This is a genomic window from Halobaculum roseum (assembly GCF_019880245.1).
In the GTDB taxonomy this organism is placed as follows: domain Archaea; phylum Halobacteriota; class Halobacteria; order Halobacteriales; family Haloferacaceae; genus Halobaculum; species Halobaculum roseum.
Genome location: NZ_CP082286.1, coordinates 322294 through 342936, shown reverse-complemented (window position 1 = coordinate 342936; position 20643 = coordinate 322294). Strand labels below are relative to the sequence as shown.

At 69.7% G+C, this 20643-nt stretch carries 17 protein-coding genes; 4 read left to right on the top strand and 13 right to left on the bottom strand.

Features of this window, described 5'->3' with window-relative positions; translation table 11 throughout:
• The first annotated feature begins 183 nt into the window (after window positions 1–183).
• The 3 genes from K6T36_RS01785 to K6T36_RS01775 all read left to right on the top strand — a co-directional run bounded on the left by K6T36_RS01785 (window position 184) and on the right by K6T36_RS01775 (window position 3612).
• Window positions 184–1536 carry a ribonuclease J gene (locus K6T36_RS01785; RefSeq protein WP_222922335.1) on the top strand — a complete coding sequence of 451 codons (1353 nt, stop codon included), beginning with the start codon at window positions 184–186 and terminating at the stop codon, window positions 1534–1536.
• A gap of 2 nt (window positions 1537–1538) precedes the next feature.
• Window positions 1539–2588, top strand: a complete 1050-nt coding sequence (gene idsA3, locus K6T36_RS01780; RefSeq protein ID WP_222922334.1) for a geranylfarnesyl diphosphate synthase — start codon at window positions 1539–1541, stop codon at window positions 2586–2588.
• Window positions 2589–2700: 112 nt separating this feature from the next.
• A complete protein-coding gene (locus K6T36_RS01775) occupies window positions 2701–3612 on the top strand; it encodes a DMT family transporter (RefSeq protein WP_222922333.1) in 912 nt (303 codons plus the stop codon).
• Between the two features lie 39 nt (window positions 3613–3651).
• On the opposite strand, the gene bcp is transcribed toward K6T36_RS01775, so the two are convergent.
• The 4 genes from bcp to K6T36_RS01755 all read right to left on the bottom strand — a co-directional run bounded on the left by bcp (window position 3652) and on the right by K6T36_RS01755 (window position 7333).
• The gene (bcp, locus tag K6T36_RS01770; RefSeq protein WP_222922332.1) at window positions 3652–4128 is read right to left on the bottom strand and encodes a thioredoxin-dependent thiol peroxidase; all 477 of its coding nucleotides are present in this window, start codon (window positions 4126–4128) and stop codon (window positions 3652–3654) included.
• A gap of 63 nt (window positions 4129–4191) precedes the next feature.
• The gene (locus tag K6T36_RS01765) at window positions 4192–5160 is read right to left on the bottom strand and encodes a DNA replication complex subunit Gins51 (RefSeq protein ID WP_222922331.1); all 969 of its coding nucleotides are present in this window, start codon (window positions 5158–5160) and stop codon (window positions 4192–4194) included.
• A 23-nt stretch (window positions 5161–5183) separates the two neighbouring features.
• On the bottom strand, window positions 5184–6353 hold the full coding sequence (gene priS, locus K6T36_RS01760) for a DNA primase small subunit PriS (protein ID WP_222922330.1): 1170 nt from the start codon (window positions 6351–6353) through the stop codon (window positions 5184–5186).
• Window positions 6354–6577: 224 nt separating this feature from the next.
• Window positions 6578–7333, bottom strand: coding sequence for a hypothetical protein (locus K6T36_RS01755; protein ID WP_222922329.1), 756 nt, complete (start codon window positions 7331–7333; stop codon window positions 6578–6580).
• Window positions 7334–8169: 836 nt separating this feature from the next.
• Here K6T36_RS01755 and K6T36_RS01750 point away from each other — a divergent pair.
• On the top strand, window positions 8170–9024 hold the full coding sequence (locus tag K6T36_RS01750) for an eIF2B alpha/beta/delta subunit family protein (protein WP_222922328.1): 855 nt from the start codon (window positions 8170–8172) through the stop codon (window positions 9022–9024).
• A 42-nt stretch (window positions 9025–9066) separates the two neighbouring features.
• On the opposite strand, the gene K6T36_RS01745 is transcribed toward K6T36_RS01750, so the two are convergent.
• The 9 genes from K6T36_RS01745 to K6T36_RS01705 all read right to left on the bottom strand — a co-directional run bounded on the left by K6T36_RS01745 (window position 9067) and on the right by K6T36_RS01705 (window position 20641).
• A complete protein-coding gene (locus K6T36_RS01745; RefSeq protein WP_222922327.1) occupies window positions 9067–9531 on the bottom strand; it encodes a hypothetical protein in 465 nt (154 codons plus the stop codon).
• Between the two features lie 42 nt (window positions 9532–9573).
• On the bottom strand, window positions 9574–13029 hold the full coding sequence (gene fdhF / locus K6T36_RS01740) for a formate dehydrogenase subunit alpha (protein WP_225935158.1): 3456 nt from the start codon (window positions 13027–13029) through the stop codon (window positions 9574–9576).
• Window positions 13026–14585, bottom strand: coding sequence for an NADH-ubiquinone oxidoreductase-F iron-sulfur binding region domain-containing protein (locus K6T36_RS01735; RefSeq protein WP_222922326.1), 1560 nt, complete (start codon window positions 14583–14585; stop codon window positions 13026–13028). The genes fdhF and K6T36_RS01735 overlap by 4 nt, the downstream gene beginning before the upstream one ends.
• A 78-nt stretch (window positions 14586–14663) precedes the next feature.
• Window positions 14664–15788 carry a Gfo/Idh/MocA family protein gene (locus K6T36_RS01730; protein ID WP_222922325.1) on the bottom strand — a complete coding sequence of 375 codons (1125 nt, stop codon included), beginning with the start codon at window positions 15786–15788 and terminating at the stop codon, window positions 14664–14666.
• A gap of 26 nt (window positions 15789–15814) precedes the next feature.
• Window positions 15815–16783 carry a sugar phosphate isomerase/epimerase family protein gene (locus K6T36_RS01725; protein ID WP_222922324.1) on the bottom strand — a complete coding sequence of 323 codons (969 nt, stop codon included), beginning with the start codon at window positions 16781–16783 and terminating at the stop codon, window positions 15815–15817.
• Window positions 16784–16915: 132 nt separating this feature from the next.
• On the bottom strand, window positions 16916–18001 hold the full coding sequence (locus K6T36_RS01720; RefSeq protein WP_222923326.1) for a CNNM domain-containing protein: 1086 nt from the start codon (window positions 17999–18001) through the stop codon (window positions 16916–16918).
• 109 nt (window positions 18002–18110) lie between these two features.
• Window positions 18111–19193, bottom strand: coding sequence for a Gfo/Idh/MocA family protein (locus tag K6T36_RS01715; RefSeq protein ID WP_222922323.1), 1083 nt, complete (start codon window positions 19191–19193; stop codon window positions 18111–18113).
• A gap of 66 nt (window positions 19194–19259) precedes the next feature.
• On the bottom strand, window positions 19260–19454 hold the full coding sequence (locus K6T36_RS01710) for a DUF8005 family protein (protein ID WP_222922322.1): 195 nt from the start codon (window positions 19452–19454) through the stop codon (window positions 19260–19262).
• A gap of 2 nt (window positions 19455–19456) precedes the next feature.
• On the bottom strand, window positions 19457–20641 hold the full coding sequence (locus tag K6T36_RS01705; protein ID WP_222922321.1) for an ABC transporter ATP-binding protein: 1185 nt from the start codon (window positions 20639–20641) through the stop codon (window positions 19457–19459).
• Between the last annotated feature and the right edge of the window lie 2 nt (window positions 20642–20643).

Below are 20643 nucleotides of genomic sequence, written 5' to 3'. Positions count from 1 at the left end.
CGATACGGTACATCCACCATAGCCCGCGGGTAAGTACGGGGATCGACCCCGTATTGCGGGATTGCGGACCGACGCGCTGTAAGACGCCGGGGTCCACAGCGACCCGTACCGGGGCTTTCCGTACGAGCATCGGCCGCGCGCGACGCGCGGGATTCACGCTCGCAACGCAGACAACGAAACACAATGGAAGTCGAAATCGCAACAATCGGCGGCTACGAGGAAGTCGGCCGCCAGATGACGGCAGTTCGCGCAGGGGACGACATCGTCGTGTTCGACATGGGCCTCAACCTGAGTCAGGTCCTGATCCACGACAACGTCGAGACAGAGAAGATGCACAGCCTGGACCTCATCGACATGGGGGCCATCCCGGACGACCGGATCATGAGCGACATGGAGGGCGACGTGCAGGCGATCGTGCCGACGCACGGCCACCTCGACCACATCGGCGCCATCTCGAAGCTGGCCCACCGGTACGACGCACCGGTCGTCGCCGCGCCGTTCACCATCGAGCTGGTCAAACAGCAGGTGAAGGGCGAGAACAAGTTCAACGTCGACAACGACCTCGTCAAGATGGAGGCCGGCGAGACGATGTCCATCGGCGACTCCGGAAACGTCGAGATGGAGTTCGTCCACGTGACTCACTCCATCATCGACGCGGTCAACCCGGTCCTTCACACCCCCGAGGGCGCGGTCGTCTACGGGCTCGACAAGCGCATGGACCACTCGCCGGTCCTCGAGGACCCCATCGACATGGAGCGCTTCCGCGAGATCGGTCGCGAGGGCAACGGCGTCCTCTGTTACATCGAGGACTGTACGAACGCCGGCCGCAAGGGCCGCACCCCCTCCGAGTCGCACGCACGGAACCACCTCAAGGACACGCTGATGAGCATCGAGGACTACGACGGCGGCATCGTCGCCACCACGTTCTCCTCGCACGTCTCGCGCGTCTCCTCGCTCGTCGAGTTCGCACAGGACATCGGGCGCGAGCCGGTGCTCCTGGGACGCTCGATGGAGAAGTACTCCGGCACGGCAGAGCGCCTGGACTTCGTCGACTTCCCGGACGACCTCGGGATGTACGGCCACCGGAAGTCCGTCGACCGCACGTTCAAGCGGATCATGCAGGAGGGCAAGGAGAAGTACCTCCCCATCGTCACGGGTCACCAGGGCGAGCCGCGCGCGATGCTCACCCGCATGGGCCGCGGCGAGACCCCGTACGAACTGGACGACGGCGACAAGGTCGTCTTCTCGGCACGGGTCATCCCGGAGCCGACGAACGAGGGGCAGCGGTACCAGTCCGAGCGCCTCCTGAAGATGCAGGGCGCGCGGATCTACGACGACATCCACGTGTCGGGCCACCTCCGCGAGGAGGGGCACTACCAGATGCTCGACGCGCTCGAACCCCAGCACGTCATCCCCGCCCACCAGGACATGAAGGGCTTCTCGCCGTACGTCGACCTCGCCGGCAAGAAGGGCTACAAGCTGGGCCGTGACCTCCACGTCACGCAGAACGGGAACATGATCCAGCTGACCGAGTAACGATGACACAGGACGCGACGGCCGAACGGGTGCTCGCGGCGGTGAAACAGCGCCGCGACCGCGTCAACGCCGCCATCGACGAGGACCTCCCGATGGCCGAGCCGGAGCGGCTGTACGAGGCCAGTCGGTACATCCTCGAGGCGGGCGGCAAGCGCCTTCGGCCGACAGCCGCGCTCCTCGTGGGCGAGGCGCTCGCGGGCGTCGACGCCGACCCGACGACCGACTATCGGTCGTTCCCGGCGCTCGACGGCGAGCCGTTCGACCTCATGCGCACGGCTGTCAGCGTCGAGGTGATCCAGTCGTTCACCCTCATCCACGACGACATCATGGACGAGGACGACCTCCGGCGCGGCGAGCCGGCGGTCCACCGCGCGTACGACATCGAGACGGCGATCCTCGCCGGCGACACGCTGTACGCGAAGGCGTTCGAGCTGCTCTCGGACACCGGCGCCGCCCCGGCGAACACGGTCGAGGCGGTCAATCGGCTCGCGTCCGCGTGTACCCGGATCTGCGAGGGGCAGTCGCTCGACGTGGAGTTCGAGACCCGCGACGACGTGACGCCCGAGGAGTACCTGGAGATGGTCGAGCTGAAGACAGCCGTGCTGTACGGCGCGTCGGCGGCCATCCCCGCGGTCCTCATGGGCGCCGACGAGGAGACGGTGGAGGCCCTGTACCAGTACGGCGTCGACTCCGGGCGCGCGTTCCAGATCCAGGACGACGTGCTCGATCTCACGGTCCCCTCCGAGAAGCTGGGCAAACAGCGCGGCTCGGACCTCGTCGAGGACAAGGAGACGCTCATCACGCTCCACGCGCGCCAGCAGGGCGTCGACGTGGACGCGCTCGTGAGCGCGGAGACGCCGGCCGAGGTGAGCGAGGCGGAGATCGACGCGGCCGTCTCGACGCTCGAGGAGGCCGGCTCCATCGACTACGCCCGCGAGATGGCCGAGGACCTCACCGCGCGCTCGAAGGAGCGCCTGACGGTGCTCCCCGAGGGACCGGCCCGCGACCTGCTCGCGGACCTGGCGGACTACCTCATCACCCGGGGCTACTGAGGCGGCCGCACGGTGACGGATCCGTCGCGACCGCCCGTCGCGATCCGGTCGTCCCGTCCGGAACGGAAACGCCGAAGTCGGTCCCGACCGCTACTCCAGCCGTGAGTTCCCCGTGAGCACCTCCCGGAACGCGGCCCTGTTTCTCGCCCTCGGGGTCTGTTGGGGCGGGAGCTTCCCGGCGATAGAGGTCGCACTGACGGAACTGCGCCCGCTGTTGCTCGGCGCGTACCGCTTCGACGTGGGCGCGGTCGTCGCGCTCGCGTACGTGTTCTGGCGCGCCGACGAACCCATCCCGCGCTCGCGGGCGGACCTCGGCGCGGTCGCCGTCGCGGCCCTGCTGTTCGTCGTCGCCAACATCGCCTTCCTCGCGTACGGCCAGCAGTACACGACCGGCGGGATCGCCTCCATCGTCTACAGCCTCAACCCGATACTGACGACGTTCTTCACCGTGTGGCTGCTCGGCGAGGGGAGCCTCGACGTCCGCGGCTACGTCGGGGTGCTGCTGGGGATCGCGGGGGTCGGGCTGGTCGCCCAGCCGTCCCCCGCGGATCTGGCCGGCGACACGACGATCGGCGTCGCGCTGGTGTTCGTCGCCGCCGTCGCCGTCTCCTTCGGGAGCGTCGCCACCCGCTGGCTGGAGCCCGACTCCGAGGCGCTCCCCCGGACCGCGTGGGGGATGGCGATCGGCGCCGTGTTGCTCCACGGCATGAGCGTCGCCGCCGGCGAGCCCCAGCCGCTCCCGACGGCGCTGTCGCCGGCCGTGGTGTTCTCGCTGGCGTTCCTAGGGCTGTTCGCCTCGGCGATCGGCTTCGGCATCTACTTCGGCCTGCTGGACCTGCTGGGGCCCTTCGAGATCAACCTCGTGAGCTACGTCGTCCCCGTCGTCGCGACCGTCGCCGGCGCGGTCATCCTCTCGGAGCCGGTGACGCCGCTGACCGTCGCCGGCTTCGTCGTGGTCGTCGCCGGCTTCGCGCTCGTGAAACGCGAGGCGATCCGCCGTGAGTTACGCGGGCATCCGTGGTGACCGGGCGCGACAGGCCGGGCGGACGCCCCGCCCGCGCCGTCAGGACTCGGCCTCGCGCAGCTCGTCGATGTCCGCGAGCAGTTCCTCGGCGTGCTCCTCCGGGGAGACCCCCTCGTAGGTCCGTTCGATCGTCCCGTCGGGGCCGATGAGGTACGTGTTGCGGAACACGCCCTCTACGACGTTGCCGAAGACGTTCTTCTCGCCGTAGGAGTCGTACGCGTCGGCGACGGAGCCGTCCTCGTCGGACAGCAGCGGGAACGGAAGGTCGTACTCGCGGGCGAAGTCGGTGAGGTCGTCGACCGGGTCGTCGCTCACGCCGAGGATCGCCGTGTCGCGCCCCTGGAACTCGTCGTACGCGTCACGGAAGCCGCACGCCTCGGTCGTGCAGCCGGGCGTGTCCGCCCGAGGGTAAAAGTAGAGGACGAGGCGTCGCCCCTCGAACTCCGAGAGCGAGACCTCGCGGCCGACGTGGTCGGGAAGCGAGAACGCTGGCGCATCGGTGCCGGTGTCGAGCATGTGTGGCGATGCGAGGGCGGCTCGAAAAGGCGTGTCGGTGCCGGCGGTGGTTCCCCGCCGCGCTCACTCGATCGGTTCGGCGGCGTCCCGCTCGACGAGCGGGTCGGCGTTGGCCGCCGGCAGCGTCACCACGTCGTCGCTCGCGAGCTCGTACTCGCGCTCGTCGACGCCGAGGATCTGCCCCACATCGCTGGTGATCCGGACCGTGCGGCGGTCGGCGTCGCCGTTCGAGGCGACCGCCCCGTCGCCCCCGGCGGAGCCGTCGGCCGCACGGTCCGGTTCCGACCCCGGAACGAACTCCTCGGGAGGGTCGTCGGGGTCGCGTGTCGGAGCGTCCGACGGAGGGGCGTGTTCCGCCGGTGTGCCGGCGTCGGCGGGCGATTCGGCGTCCGTCGACGCCGAGGCGTCAGTCGGGTGGTCATTCTCGGTCCCCTCGACGGACTGCTCGGCGGTCTCGTCCGTGACCGCTCCGTCGTCGGCACCCATCGCGTCCGCGAGGACGCCGCCCGCATCGCCGGCGGCGGCGCCGGGAGCCTCGTCTGCGGGGGCGTTCTCGACGGTCGCGGACGCCGTCGGTTCCGCGTCGGGTGCTTCCGACCCCGCGACCTCTGAGGCGGCCGCCTCGGCGTCGATGTCAACGTCGGCGCCGTTCTCCAGCACGTCGAGGACGCGACCCTTGTTCTGCTCGATGCGGACGACCAGGTCCTCGAACAGCTCCGCCTCCTGGACGGTCATGCCCTCGGTGTCGGTCGGCGCGCCGGCGGCGGCGAACGACGAGAGCTTCACCACCTTGCCGACGCGGCGCTCGTACAGCGACTCCACGACCTCCTCGGCCGTCTCGATCTCGTCGGAGAGCTTGCGGACGTGCTCGTCGGAGAAGGGGTTGTCGACGCCCGCGGCGCGCTCGTCGCGCTGGCGCTTGCGCTCGGCGAGGTACGCGGCGACGTCCTCGTAGAAGGAATCGCGCAGGTGCTGGAGGCTGTCCTTGGTGCGCTCCTTCGACTGTACCGAGCGTAGTTCGTCTAAGTCCATCGTGTGCTACTCACTCGAATCCGCTACTCGCGTGCCTTCTCCGCGCGTCCTCTCGCCATGAGGAACACGCCGAGATACTCTTGAACCGATACGATTCCCTCCTCCACCTTATCTCTATCGTCGCCCACGTCCACGGGCCCCGGCTCGTGCACGTCGACGAGGATGTCGCGGCCGCGGAAGCGCCCGGGGACGGCGTCTATCAGCGGGTCGAACCCGTCGATCGCGTCGCGCTCCAGCGGGCACACGAGCAGGCCGCTGCCGCCGTGGATGGAGCCGGGCAGCCGAATGAGCCGGCGGATGTCGGTCGTCACCGGCTCGTCGATGGGGGCGGTCTGTTCGGCGGTCACGCGCTCGGCGATCGCCCGCACGAGCGTCGAGGCACCGGGCCCGAGCTCGACGTTGCCCGATTTCACTCCCTCGGGGTTGCGTTCGAGCACGCCGTAGATGGTTCGGGCGGTCTTCTCGCCGACGCCGTCGAGTTCCTGGAGCTCCGCGAGCGCGTCGGCCTCATCCATCGCACGCAGGCCCTCGGCGTAGGCGACGAGTTTCTCGTGGACGCGCCGCCCCCACCCGCCCTCGCGGCGGAGCTGCTTCTGGAGGGTCGTCCCGCGCTCGTTGGGCCGACGCTCGATGAGCCCGTCGTAGTTGAGGTCGACCGCGCGGATGTAATCGACGACCTCCCGGCGTGCCGTCGAGTCGAGGTCGGCGACGGCGTCGTGGCGGACGTGGACGTGGTAGCCGCGGCCGCCCGAGAAGACCACTTGCATGTCGTCGTCCGCGAAGCCGAAGTCGTCCCCGAGGATGTCCAGCAGCGCGAGCAGTTCCTCCTTGCAGGCGGCGAGCATCTCCCCGTAGCTCGTCTCCTCCGGGTCGACGCCGGGGAGGTGGTCGGCGTCGAGGTCGAACACGAGATCGGCCGAGCGCCACCCCTTGTCGCTCATCCGCTTGTTCGCCGGGTCGTCGTACCGGGCGGCCGAGAAGTAGGCGTGGCGCGGCGTCTCGCGAGCGAGGAACTCGCCCACCTCGCCGATGTCCAACAGCGACTGGTGGCGAACCATCGTGGTGCCGTCGCCCGCGGTGAACGGGATGTGTCCCCACTCGCGCTCGTTGGCCTGCGGCGGCGGGGAGACGGACGCGCTCCGGTAGTAGTCGCCGAAGCGGCCCCTCAGATACTCGCGGGTGCGGCGGTTCATCTGACGGAGGGTGGGTAGTGGCGTGTGTGGTATCAGTGTTGCCGTCCGCGTTCGACTCGTGGGGGTCGGCTGTCCGATCGGAACCCGTCTGATTCGGACCTGTCGGTTCCGAATCCGTGGCTCTGTTGAAATACTCAAATATTGGTGTGTTTTGGGGAACGTGCCGAATATAGAGCGCTAATTCAGCGAACGTGCGATTGCTCGATGGTACCGGACGTATCGAGTTACCGACCCCGGACACGCTCGGTCATGGCGACGAAGGCGACGGCCCATGCTGCGACCGAGACGCCGCCGGCCAGCCCGAGGCTCGATGTTGCATCAGGGAAGGCCGCCGAACTCACCCCGAGGTAGAGGGCGACGAACCCCGACATCCAGGCGGCGAATCGCCAGTCACGCCGTCGGAAGACTGCCAGCCCGCCCCACACTGCAATAGAGAACGCCCATATGGCGAGGTCACTGTAGTGCCCTCTGAGGACGTCTTCGCCGGTGAGCGTGAACTGCTTGACGAACTCTTGGCCGGAGTAGACGATCATGAAGATGGCACCAATGGCGTACAGGCCGACCAGCAGCCGGTTCGGCGACCCCACGCGATCGAATCGAAGCACCGACCGTCCTGCCGGATGCAGCACCAGCGGTACGAGGGTGATGGCAGCTATGAGGAGGGTTTCAACAGCGAATATGGTGCCGGTCGCAAATCCGATGACCCCGGAAAGAACCGTGACAACGGGCAGCAACAGGATGGCGTTCACCCGCTCGGTGGGGCGGTAGAACTGGACCGCCATACCGAACAAGGCAGTCCAAGAACCGGCCATGAGGACCAGACCAAAAATCGAGCGATCGCCGAGGGAGCCGGTCCACCCAGAGATGGCATTGGGTAAAAACTGGCCAAGTGAGACGCCCACCAAGGCGATGGTGACGGCGACGGCGACGTAGAATGCGTAGCGTCGAATGGGCGCGGTGGTGTCAGTCTCCGATGGCATGTCGCTTACTTCACCTGGTCGGTGGGAGGTCACATCTCGATCGTCGGACGATTAGTGCTTGTGAGCTATTCTCATGCATATCTCTCCGAATCGGAACGTCGTTACAATAAACATTACTGCAGAATGAATCCGCTGTATCTCACACGCCAATCCTGACAGTTCTTAAGGGTTTCAACAGAGCCGGATCCGTCGATTCCACCGACACCCCGACCGCGAAGCGGACCACGACGACCGCGGACGCTCGGCCCCTTTCAGTCCCACCCTGGCTCGGACGGGCCGAGCACCGACCCTGTTTGCTCGGTGTGCACGAACCGCGGTTGGCGCGCGCCGGCCGACCTGCGTGTCGGCCGGACGCGCGCGAGGGGCGAGCCGAGCGGTGCGCGGTCGAGTGAAGCGACCCGTGAGCCAGCGAGGCGAGTCGGTTGGGGAGGCTCACGCGAGCGGTGCGCGGTCGAATGGAATGAGACCGCGATTGCGAACGGCGAACGAAGTGAGCCGTGAGCGAAGCGAGTGTGAGTTCGTCGGAGCTTGCTCCGACGTAAGTGAGGCGGCGGTGCGGTCGTGGTGGGTGGGACTGAAAGGGGCCGACAGTCTCGTGAGCCGAGACGAGGCAAGCACCGAAGCACGAGGGAGCGGAGCGACCGAGTGCGAAGCGCGCAGCGAGTCGCAGGCCACGAGACTGTCGGGGGCTTTCGCGGTCGTCACCAAGATGTCGTTCTGGGTCGTCACCACCGTACTCCTCTCACCCACGATACCCGACACGCGACCACCACCGCCCACGACCGATCTCACGAATTCCCGGAACACCTAACCGCCGAAGCGACGACCACGGACGCATGATAGACGAGACGGTCGCCGAGATCCGCGAGATGCAGACGCACTCCTCGTCGGTCGTCGCGGTGAAGGCCGCCCGTGCGCTGCGGGAGCTGCTCGGCCGCGAGTACGCCACGCTCGACGAGTTCGAGCGCGACCTCGACCACAACGCGGGGGCGCTGCGGCGCGCGAACCCCTCGCACGCGAGCCTTCACCGGACGATGCGCGCGGTTACCGACGACGTGCTCGGCAACGCCGAGAACGTGGAGGGCGGGAAGGACCTCCTCGAAGCGGCGGTCGAACGGGAGGTCGAGCGGATCGAGACGGGGAAACGCGAGGCCGCAGCCAACGCCGCGGACACCTTCGAGGACGGCGAGACGTTCCTCACGCACGATTACTCCTCGACGGTGTTGGAGGCGATCGAGTCGGCGGCCGCGGGCGGCACACACCTGACGGCGTACGTCACCGAGGCGCGGCCGCGGTTCCTGGGCCGCAAGACGGCGCGGACGCTCGCGGCGATGGACCGGATCGACGCCCACCTCTCGGTCGACGCCGCCGCGGGCCACCTCCTGCGCGAGGTCGAGCCCGACCGGGTCGTCGTCGGCATGGACTGCATCGTCGAGGACACCCTCTACAACCGGATCGGGACGTTCCCGATCGCCGCCGCGGCCGCGGAGGTCGGCGTACCGGTCGTCGTTGTCGGCTCGGGAACAAAGGTCATCGACGGCGGGTTCCGCTTCGAGAACGAGTTCCGCCCGCCCAGCGAGGTGATGCTCGAACCCGCGGACGACATCACCCTGGAGAACCCCGCGTACGACGCGACGCCCATGCACCTCGTCAGCGAGGTCATCACCGACGAGGGCGTGATCGATCGCTGATCGGCGCGTCACACCACACCGACCGCCGGATCGTCCGCCCGCTCACAGCCAGTTCACGACCGTCAGCGTCGCGAACTCGCCCGACAGCAACGCCACCGTCCCGACGACGATACCGGTGAAGTCGTCGCCGGACAGCCGGGCCCGAACCGCCGCGACGGCGCTCGGGTACCGCGGATCGGTCAACTCCGCGTCGGCGGCCGCGGAGGCGACGACGACCGCGGCGACTCCGAGCGCGCCCGCCGCGGCGATGGACGGTCCGAACCCGCCACGTCCGGCGAGCGCGCTGACCGGATCGAAGAGGTCGAACCGGAGCGCGCCCGCCGCCGCTATCGGGATCACGATAGCGAGCGCCACGGCCCCCGCGATGGCGCGGGCCGGCCGAAGCCGTCGGCCGGCGGCGCCGTCGGCGACCGCCGCGGCGACGAGACACGCGAGGAGGTGGCCGCCGGCGATAACTGTTAGCGCGAGCGCGTTCGGCTCGGGAGCGCCGCCCTGGAGAGGGTTCACGGTCCGACCTGGCGGGTCTCGCGAATAGCCCTTACGGCGGCGTCAGTCGTCGCCCGCGACGCCGTCCGAATCGGTGTCGGCCGGCGGGCGGGACGACTCGGGGTCCCGCTCGTCGCCGAGGCGTCGGATCCGGACGCTCGATACCTTGTACTCGGGGATACCGCTCGTCGGATCGACGTGGTCGCCGGTGAGCCGGTTGACGGCGCCGTCGGCGAAGTGCATCGGGACGAACACGACGCCGTCGCCGGGGCGGTCGCCGATCTCGGCGCGCACCTCGATGGAACCGCGGGGGGACTCGACGCGGACGCGTTCGCCGTCGGCGATCCCGAGGCGCTCGGCCGTCTGGGGGTTCACCTCGACGAACGCTTCGCCGACGTGATCGAGCAGCCCCTCCACCTTCCGCGTCAGCGTCCCCGTGTGCCAGTGGTACAGCACGCGCCCCGTCGTCATCGTGAGCGGGAACTCCTCGCTCGGGAGATCCCCCGGCTCGCCCGTGTCGGCCGGCACGAACCGTGCCCTCCCGTCGGGGAAGTTGAACTCCTCCTCGTACAGGTACGGCGTCCCCGGGTCCGACTCGTCCTCGCAGGGCCACTGGAGCCCGCCCTCCTCGTCGAGGCGGTCGTGGGTGATCCCGCCGTAGATCGGCGCCACATCCGCGATCTCGTCCATCACGTCGGCCGGGCCGTCGTACGTCCACGCGTCGCCCGCGTGGTCGATCCGGTTCGCCAGCGCTTGGATGATCGCCCAGTCCTGGCGCGCGTCGCCCGGAGGGTCCGTCGCCTGACCGACCAACTGGACGCGCCGTTCGGTGTTCGTGAACGTGCCCTCCTTCTCGGAGAACGTCGCCGCCGGGAGCACCACGTCGGCGTACGCGGCCGTCTCGGTCGGGAACACGTCCTGCACGACGAGGAAGTCCAGCGCCTGCAACGCTTCCTCCGCGTGGGCGAGATCGGGCTCCGACAGCGCGGGGTTCTCGCCCATCACGTACAGCCCCTCCACGTTGCCCGCGAGCGCCTCGTCGAACACTTCCGGCACCGTCAACCCCTCCTCAGCTGGCGGGCGGACGCCCCACGCGTCCTCGAACTCGTCGAGCACGTCCGGGTCGCCGGGGTCGCGGTAGCCGGGCAGGAGATTCGGGAGGGTTCCCATGTCGCCGCCGCCGCCTTGGACGTTGTTGTGGCCGCGGAACGGCGAGACGCCGGCACCGGGCTCGCCGAGGTTGCCGGTGACGAGCGCGAGGTCCGCCAGCGCGAGGACGTTCTGGGTGCCGTGGCTGTGCTGGGTCATCCCCATCGCCCACCCGAAGACGACCGAGTCGGCCCCGGCGACGGTCTCCGCGGCCCGCTTCAGGTCCTCGGGGGCGACGCCCGCGAGCCGCTCCACCTCCTCGGGCGTGAACGGCTCCACCTTCTCGCGGAGGGCCTCGAAGTTGCGCGTCCGATCCTCGACGAACTCGGCGTCGTGGAGGTCGTTGGCGACGATGTATCGGATCAACCCGTTGATCCAGGCCACGTCGTACCCCGGATCGGTGCGCACGTACTGGCTCGCGTGTTCCGCGATCTCGACCTTCCGCGGATCGAAGACGACCAGGTCCGCGCCGGCGTCGACGTTGCGCTTGATCCGCGTCGCGAGCACGGGGTGGCTCTCGGTCGTGTTCGACCCCGTGATCAGGTAGGCGTCGGCATCGCCGATATCCTCGTTGATGCGGTTCGACATCGCGCCGTAGCCGAGCGTCTGCTTCAGCGCCGCGACCGTCGAGGAGTGACACAGGCGCGCGCAGTTGTCGACGTTCTTCGTCCCGAGGACAGCGCGCGCGAACTTCTGCATCAGGTAGTCCTCCTCGTTCGTGCACTTCGAGGAGGCGAACGCCGCCAGCGCGTCCGGCCCCGAGCGCTCGCGGATCGACTCGAACCCCTCGGCGACCCGGGAGAGCGCCTCCTCCCACGTCGCCTCGTGCAGCTCCCCGTCGTCACCGCGCACCAGCGGCGTCGTCAGGCGCTCGTCCGAGTTCGCGAACTCGTAGCCGAACTTCCCCTTCACGCACGTCGAGAAGTCGTTCACCGGGGCGTCCGCGGGGTCGTCGGTCGGGACCGCCCCGAGCACCTCGTCGTCCTTCGAGACCAGCTGGAAGCGACAGCCGACCGCACAGAAGCCGCAGGTGGTCTCGGTGAACTCCACGTCCTTCAGGCGGTGGTCGGCGACCCGGCTCGCGGCGTCGAAGAGCCACCCCTCCTTCATCGTCCGCGCAGCCAGCGACTCGGCGGCGTGCTCGCCGGCGAGCATCGCCGACCGGCCGGCGTCGCTCGCCGTTCGCTTCGCCCACCGTAGCGCCGAGGCGAGCCCGTCCGACTCGGCGCGCTCGCGGGTCGGCGAGGGGCCGCGAGCGTCGTCGCGTCCGACGGTTGCGGTCGCGCCCGCGTCGCCGCTGTCGGCGGCATCCTCGGTCGCACCGTTCGCGTCCCCGGGTCCGCCGCCGGCTCCGCGACGGCCGCCGGTCTCGCTCGTCGCCCGGGCGGCCTTCTCGGCCTCGGCCGTCAGCGACGTCCCGACGCTGTTGGCGTGATTGAAGCCGGGGATCGGCAGCGTCGCCAGCCCGGCGAGCCCCTGCTCCGTCAGCGAGCCCGTCGGGCACACCGTCGCGCAGTGGCCGCAGGAGACGCACGCCGAGTCGGCCATCGTCCCGGCGTCCGACTGGAAGCCGATCTCGGTGTCCTCGCCGGTCCCCTCGATCCGGAGGACGCCCGACACCTGCACGTCGTTGCAGGCGTCGACGCAGCGCGCGCAGGTGATGCACTTGTTGCGGTCGATCTGGATGAACGGCGAGGTGTCGTCCAGCGGCTCGTACTCGGCGCGCTCGTCGAAGACGCCGAACCGGGGCTCCTCGACGCCCGTCTCGATCGCGGCGTCCTGCAGCTCACAGCGGCCGTTCTGGTTGCAGGTCGTACACCGGAGGTTGTGATCCGAGAGGACGAGGTCGAGGTTCACCTCGCGGCTCTCGCGCGCGTCGGGGTCGTCGGTGCGGATCTCGGTCCCCGCCTCGGCCGGATGCGAGCACGCCGGTACCAACTCGCCGTCGGCCTCGACGGTGCAGGTCCGGCACGTCGAGCGCGGCCCGATGTCGTCCGAGCAGTCGTCGCCGTCGCGGTCGTACGCGCACAGCGCCGGGACGGTCCCCTCGTGGTCGACGCGCTCCATCGCCTCCAGCAGCGTCGCGCCCGGAGGCACCGACACTTCGGTGCCGTCGACGACGACGGTCACGGGCTCGCCCTCGTCGCCGATGGACCCGTCGCGGTTGGGTACGTTCACACCGTCGCCACAGCCGCACGACCCGCAGCCGCATCCCTCGCCGTCGCTCTCGCCGATCCCGACCGGCGGATCCGACGCCGTCCCGGGCGCGAAGGTCTCGGTTATCGGCGTCGACGTACGGGGGTCGGACACCCGCGTCGCGTCCGGGACCCGGGGGAGCGGGTCGCTCCCGTCCTGCTCGTCGGCGCTCACGGGTCACACACCCCCGCGGGACAGCGACCGTCGGCGTGCGCGCGCAGGTCCGCCGCGAACTCGTCGAGCGCGGTCGCGAGCGGCCGGGCCGCGTCGGTCCCGAAGCCGCACAGCGAGGTGCGCTCCATTGTCCGCGCCAGTTCCCGCAACCGCGACTCCGCGAACTCGCCGGCGTACACATCCCGCAGCAGCTCGTGGGCGCGGACGCTGCCCGTGCGACACGGGACACACCGGCCGCAGTTGTCCTCGCGGGCGACCCGCATCCGCCGTCCCGCGACGACGACCGGACAGCCGCCGTCGGTGCCCGCCGCGAACGGCTCGATCGAGCCGTTGGTCCCCAACCCGGCCCCGCGCAGCGCGGGCGCCGACGCCGGGGTGTCGAGGTCGCGGGTCAACCCCCCGAACTGCCCGCCGACGCAGGCGAACGCTCCGGACCCGCCGGTTCCCTCGGACTCTCCGGTCGCCCGGTCGCCGAACTCGCCAGCGGCGAGCGCGCGCGAAAGGCTCGAATCTGTGGGAAGCTCGACCGTGCGCCGTTCGGGACCGACGACGGTCACGAGCCTGGTTCCGGGATCGGCGGCGTCGGCGTCGAGGGCGTCGGGGTCGGCGATCGCCCGCTCGACGGCCGCGAGCGTCCGCGGCGTATGCACCAGCGTCGGACGCTCGAACAGTCCCCACGCCTCCGGTCCGGGCGGGCGTCGTCTGGCTTCGATCCGGTCGTTCCCCTCCAGCGACTCCAGGACCGCGGTGTGCTCGGCGGTCATGTAGTCGGCGTCGACGCTCACGAGTTCCACCGTCAGATCCGTCTCGTCGGCGACGCGGTCGGCGACGCTCCGCACGCGGTCGGCGACGATCGGGTCGTCCTCGGGGACGACGGCGACCACCTCCCCGGCGTCGACCGCGCTGGCGGCGACAACCGCGCCGGCGACGACCCGGCCGGTGAGGCTCCCGAGGAGAAGTCTGTCGCCGTCGGCCTTCGGGTCCGCGTCGAGGCCGTTGATCACGACGACCGGGTCGCCGTCGGCGTCGCGGGCCTCCCGCCAGCCCTCGGCGACCGGCTCGTCCTGTCGGGCGTCGCCCCAGCCGCGACCGCGAACGCCGAGGTCCGAGACCGTCGCGAGCGCGTCGGCGCCGAGGACCGCCGGCGACTCGAACCCGGTCGGGTCGGTCCACCCCGCCCCGCGGAGCGTCCGCCGCGTGCCCGCCGACAGCGGGCCGTCGCCGACGGGGAAGTCCTCGGGGGCAGGCTCGTGGTCGACGACGGCGGCCGCGCCGTCGACGGGGAGGTCGTCGCCGCCGTCGGCGAGCAGGCTCACCAGGCTCGCGGCCTCGTTCGGGTCGACCGACCGATGAACGACGGTCCGGCCGCCCCGGGTCACGGCGACGAGCGGCAGGTGGACCGTCCCGGGGGAGCCGACGGCCAGCGTCTCGATCGGTGGTCCGTCGGGGTCGCTCGCGGCGTCGGCGGCCCGCCGGGCCGCCTCCAGGGCCGCACGCCCCTCGGGGGCGTCGAACGCGACCCGGACCGTCGTCGCGGCCGCGTCGGTTGTAGTCATGGCTCACGCTTTCGCGGATTCGGGCAAAAACGTTCCCACGGTCGGCGAGGACCGGCTGCTCGGATGTCGCTCGCGAGATCAATCGAGAGCGACGCGGACGCCCTCGGCGTCGGAGCGCTCGACGGCGTCGAGCACGCGCTGGACCTCGTAGGCGTCCTCGAAGCTCGGGGAGAAGTCCTCGCCTCGCGCCACGCTCTTCAGGAACTCGTAGTTCTCGTGGACGAACGTGTGTTCCCAGCCGATGACGTGGCCCGGGGGCCACCAGTGGTCGATGTACGGGTCGTCCTCGTCGGTGACGAGCACGGTCTCGTACCCGCGCGCGTCGCCGGTCATCACCTCCAGCTCGTTCAGCCGCTCCAGCGAGAATTCGAGGCTCCCCTCGCTCCCGTGGACGGCGATCGTGTGGTCGTTCTTGTGGCCCTCCGTTACCCGGGAGGCCTCGAACGTCGCCATCGCGCCGGAGTCGTACTCCACCTGCGCGGAGTAAGCGTCGTCGACCGTGACGGGTCGCGTCTCGCCGTCCTCGCCCTCGACCGGGCGCTCGTCGGTGAACGTCTGCAGGTACCCGGAAACGCTCGCGGCCTCGCCGACGCGGTCGCCGACGAGGAAGCGCGCGAGGTCGATCGTGTGCGCGCCCAGATCGCCGAGCGCGCCCGAGCCGGCCATCTCCTCGTCGTTGCGCCAGCTCCACGGCGCCTCGGGGTCCGACAGCCAGTCTTGGAGGTACCGGCCGCGGACCTGCCGGATCTCGCCGAGTTCGCCGGCGTCGATGAGTCGCTTCGCGTAGCGGATCGCGGGGACGAACCGGTAGTTGAACGCGCAGGCCGCGGGCACGTCCGCGTCGGCGGCGGCGTCGCGCATCTCCTCGGCGCCCGAAAGCGTCGGCGCCAGCGGCTTCTCACAGAGGACGGGCGTGCCCGCCTCCAGCGCGGCGATCGACGGCTCGACGTGGAGGTGGTTCGGCCCGAGGTTGTAGAAGGCGTCCACCTCGTCGATCACGTCGCGCCAGTCGGTCGCGGTGTGGTCGAAGCCGAGTGTCTCTGCGGCCTCGGCTAGCGCCTCCTCGTCGCGGCCGATCACCGTGTGGCGGTTCGTCTCGGGCGCGTCCTCGAAGAACATGGGCAGGCGGTCGAGCGCGTTCGCGTGCGCCTTGCCCATGAAGCGATACCCCAGGACGCCGATGTCGATGGGTTCGTCGGTCATGTCTGTGTCTCGCGGGGTCCGCGTGATTACTCCGCCCAGTAGGCCTCGCCGGGCGTGGTCTCGAAGCGCGCGCGCTGCAGCAGGTCGACGGCCTTCTCCATGCCCTCCCGGGAGGAGGTGAGCGCGTCCTCGTGTTCGATGGAGAGCGCGCCGTCGTAGCCGACCATCCGGAGCGTGCTGACCACGTCCTTCCAGTGTTCCTCGCCGTGGCCGTAGCCGACTGAGCGGAACAGCCACGACCGGTTCTCGGTGTCGGCGTAGTCGGTCGTGTCGAGCACGCCCTTCTCGCGCGACTGCGACTCGTACACCCGCGTGTCCTTCGCGTGGACGTGGTGGATCGCGTCGTGCTCCCCGAGCAGGCGGATCGCCTCCGTCACGTCGATCCCCTGCCAGTAGAGGTGTGAGGGGTCGAAGTTGGCGCCGACGCGCTCGTTGGTCAGCTCCCGGAGCTTCAGCATGCCGTGGGGCTCGTACACGAGCATGTTGGGGTGCATCTCGATCGCCAGGTCGACGCCGTGGTGGTCGGCGTGCGCGGCGAGGTCCGACCAGTAGTCCTCGGCGACCTCCCACTGATACGCCTCGGCCTCCGCGTGGTCGGTCGGCCACGGGGCCGTGACCCAGTTGGGAACCTCGTCGTTCGGACCGCCGGCGGGCAGCCCCGAGAAGCAGGTCACGGTGTCGACGCCGAACTCGTCGGCGAGTTCGACCGCCTCGCGGAGCTCCCGGTCGGCCTCGGCGGCCGTCCCCTCGTCGGGATGGAGGGGGTTGTTGTGCGTCGCGAACGCGCTCACGCGGAGGCCGTACTCGTCAAGGTCCGCCCGCAGCGCCTCCCGCGCGTCCTCGTCGGCCAACAGCGCCTCGCGGTCGGTGTGGTCCTGCCCGGGGTAGCCGCCGACGCCGAGCTCGACGGTTTCGACGCCGATGCCCGCGAGATACTCGAACGCGTCCGATCGCGACTCGCCACCGAGTGGTACGGTCAGTACGCCGATGTCCATGGCCGCAGTTTGTACAACAGTCCGAATAAATCTGTGTGTCGACGCGATCCCGGCGACGGCCGACCCCCGGTCCTCGGTCGACCAGGCGGACGTGAAATTCCACTCGGCCGGGCTGAATCCAACTCGGTCGGGCTATGCCTCGCCGGCGGACGCCCGCTTGTCCGCCCGCCGGTCCATCGGGTCCTCCAGTTCGCCCATGACCTCCTCGAAGGCGTCCGTGGCCGTGAGCAGCCCCCGGATCTCCCCGTCGGAGACGACGAGCGCGAGCTCCTGCCCCTCGACCTGGAAGCGATCGATGGCGTCCGAGACGGTCGCGTCCGGCGACAGCGTCATCGGCGGCGCCGCCATCTCACGCAGATCGAGGTCGGGGTCGTCGAGCACGTCGACGTCCCGGATGAACGCCGGGACGTACACGATGCCGAGGAACTCCTCGCCGTCGTCGCCCAGAAGCGGAAACCGCGTGTGGGGGTGATCGCGCATCGTCGCGAGGTTCTCCGCGGTGGTGTTCCCCGTCGACAGCGACACGATATCCTCCGGCGGGACCATGATATCCGAGACCGTTCGATCGCCGACCCGGAGGGCGTTGACGATCTCCTCGCGGCGCTCCTCCGGGAGGTCGCCCTCCTCCAGCGTCGAGGACAGCTCCCTGTGGAGGTCCGCGCGCGACTCGATGACGTCCTCCTCGGTCTCCAGCCACGCGCCGGTCATCTCGATCCCGAACAGCTTCAGCGTCGCCTTCGCGACCCAGTCGCCGAAGGTGATGATCGGCGAGATCAGCTTGTGGAAGTAGTACAGGGGCGTCGCGCCGTACCGGGAAACCATCCGCGAGCGCTCGACGCCGAGGTACGTCGGCGTCTGCTCGCCGTGGGTGAGGTGCAGGAGGTTGATGATCAGGAACGCGATCAGCGCCCCGGTTCCCACCCCGGCGAGCGCGGTGTTCTCGAACAGCGGCGCGAACAGCGCCGCCAGCGCCGGCTCGGCCACGATCCCGACGGCGATGCTCGATGCGGTGATCCCGACCTGACAGGTCGTCAGGTAGATCTCGAGGCTCTGGGTCATCTCCCAGGCGCGTTCGAGCGCCGGCGTGTCGCCGACGAACTCCTCCTCCGTGAACTGGCGCGCGCGCGTCAGCGCGAACTCGATCGCGACGAAGAACCCGTTCGCGAGGATCAGGCCGATACCCGCGACGAGTCTGATCAGGACCTCCGGCGTGCTCATCGCTGTGGTAACCATCGCCTCCGGGTTGCCGAGGGGAGACCAAAAACCGGACGGCCGTCGGGGACCGAACGGCCGTCGGAGACCGGACGACCGTCGGCGGCGCGGTCGCCTACTCGTCCAGTCGGACCGCCCGACCCTCGTCGGTCGAACGGTAGATGCCGTCGATGACGCGCTGCACCGTCAGCGCCTGATCGACGGTGTTCCGGGTGGGCGCCTCGCCGGCCTCGACCGCCTCGAGGAACGCCGCCTGCTCGGCGCGGTGGGTGTCGACCTCGCGGGTGTCGACGTCCGTGTCGGTGAGGTGGTGGCCGCCGCCGATCCCGTTCTCGAACACCGTGAGGTCGCCGCTCCCGCGGTCGAAGTGTGCGCCCGCCTCCGTCCCGCGGACGAAGAAGTCGTTGTTCTCCGGCCGGTTCGTCGCCCACGCGGCCTCCAGCGAGACGGTCGCGCCGTCGGCGGTGCGGATGAACGCCGAGACGGAGTCGTCCACGTCGAAGTCCTCGGGGCCGGAGTCGTCGCCCCACATGTCGATGTAGGTGTAGTCGTCGCGGCCGCCGAACTCCGAGCGCGCGATCCCGGAGACCTCGACGACCTCCGGGAAATCCAGGAAGTACAGCGCCAGGTCGATCGCGTGGACGCCGATGTCGATGAGGCTCCCGCCGCCGGAGACCTCCTTGCTCGTGAACCACGAACCGCGACCGGGGACGCCCCGGCGCCGCACGTAGTTCGCCTCGACGTGGTTCACGTCGCCGAAGCGCCCCTCGGCCTGGTAGTGTTTCAGCACCTCGACGGGCGCCGCGAAGCGATTGTTGAACCCGACCATGCAGATCCCGTCGGCATCGCGGGCGGCCGCGGCGATCCGCTCGGCCGACTCCAGCGTGTGCGCCAGCGGCTTCTCGAGGAGCACGTCGAGCCCCCACTCCAGCGCGGAGACGGCGTACTCCTCGTGGAACCGGTTCGGCGTCGTGATCAGGACGGCGTCGACCAGATCGTACAGCTCGCTGGCGTCCTCGAACGCGTGCGCGTCGAACTCGTGAACGAAGCGCTCGCGGGCGCCGGCGTCGACGTCCATGCCGCCGACGAGATCCGCCCCGAGCGACTCCAGGCGCTCGGCGTGGTGGTGGCCGATGCCGCCGAGCCCGACGATGCCGACGCGGATCCCGGACGGGTCGAAGCCGTCGACGAGCGTCATCGTCGCACCCCGGGGATACTACTCGCGTTCGAGTAACACATCATGTTCGGACGGAGGAGAGGGGGGTCAGTATAGTTGTCGTTCCTGTTCCTCGCGCTCGGCCTCCGCTTCGGCCTCCTCCTTGAGGCGGCGACGCCCGCGAAGGTACCGGCGTACGAGCGGGAGAAGGCGGTTCTTCCCGTCGCGCGCCAGCGCGTACAGCCCGTACACCCACGGGACGAACAGCAGCGTCACCGCCGCGAGGTACAGGGCGTCGACCATCCCTACTCGGCCTCCTCCCCCTGCGGGTCGGCGTCGGCGGCGGCCGTTGCGGCCCCCGAGACGCCGTGGGTGATCGCCTCGCCCGTCCCGTCGTCGAACAGGTGGATCTTCTCGCGGTCGAGGACCACGTCGACGGCGTCGCCCTCCGTGATGTCGCTGTCGGGCGAGACGCTCATGAGCAGGCTGTCGTCGCCGGTCGCCGCGCCGCCCATTCCGCCCTCGTGGTCCTCGGCGAGCATGAGGTACACGAAGATCTCGTCGCCCATCGGCTCCAGCACGTCGACGGTGGCGTCGATCGGCTCCGTCGGGTCGGCGGCGTCGTCGCCGACCTCGACGGGGTGGACGTCCTCCGGCCGGACCCCGAGCGTCACGGGGCCTCCCGGGCTCCCGCCGACCGCTCCGACGTCGAAGCTCACGTCGTAATACTCCGAGGAGAACCCGGCGTTCGTGAACTCCCCCTCCGTGAAGTTCATCGACGGCGACCCGATGAAGCCGGCGACGAACTCGTTCGCGGGCTGGTTGTAGCACACCAGCGGCGGGTCGAACTGCTGGAGCTCGCCCTCGTTGAGCACCGCGATGCGGTCGGACATCGTCATCGCCTCCGCCTGGTCGTGGGTGACGTAGATGATCGTCGTGTCCAGTTCCTTGTGGAGCCGCTGGAGCTCGGTACGCATGTGAACGCGCAGCTTCGCGTCCAGGTTCGCCAGCGGCTCGTCCATGAGGAACACGTCGGGCTCGCGGACGATGGCGCGCGCGATGGCGACGCGCTGGCGCTGCCCGCCGGACATCTCGTCGGGCATGCGGTCGAGCATCCCCTCCATCTGGACGACGCTCGCCGCGTTCTCGACGCGGCGGTCGATCTCCTCCTTGTCGTAGTTGCGCAGCCGCAACCCGAAGGAGATGTTGTCGTACACGTCCATGTGCGGGAACAGCGCGATGTTCTGGAACACCATCGAGATGCCCCGGTCCTTCGGCGGGAGCGTCGTCACGTCGCGGTCGCCGATGGTGACCGTCCCGCCGGTGGGCGTCGTCAGCCCGGCGACCATCTCCATGGTGGTGGACTTCCCACACCCCGAGGGGCCGACGAGCGTGACGAACTCGCCGTCCTCGATGTCGAGGTTCATGCCCTCGACGGCCGTTACGTCCCCGTAGCGCTTCGTCACGTCCTGTAAGTGTACTCGTGCCATTG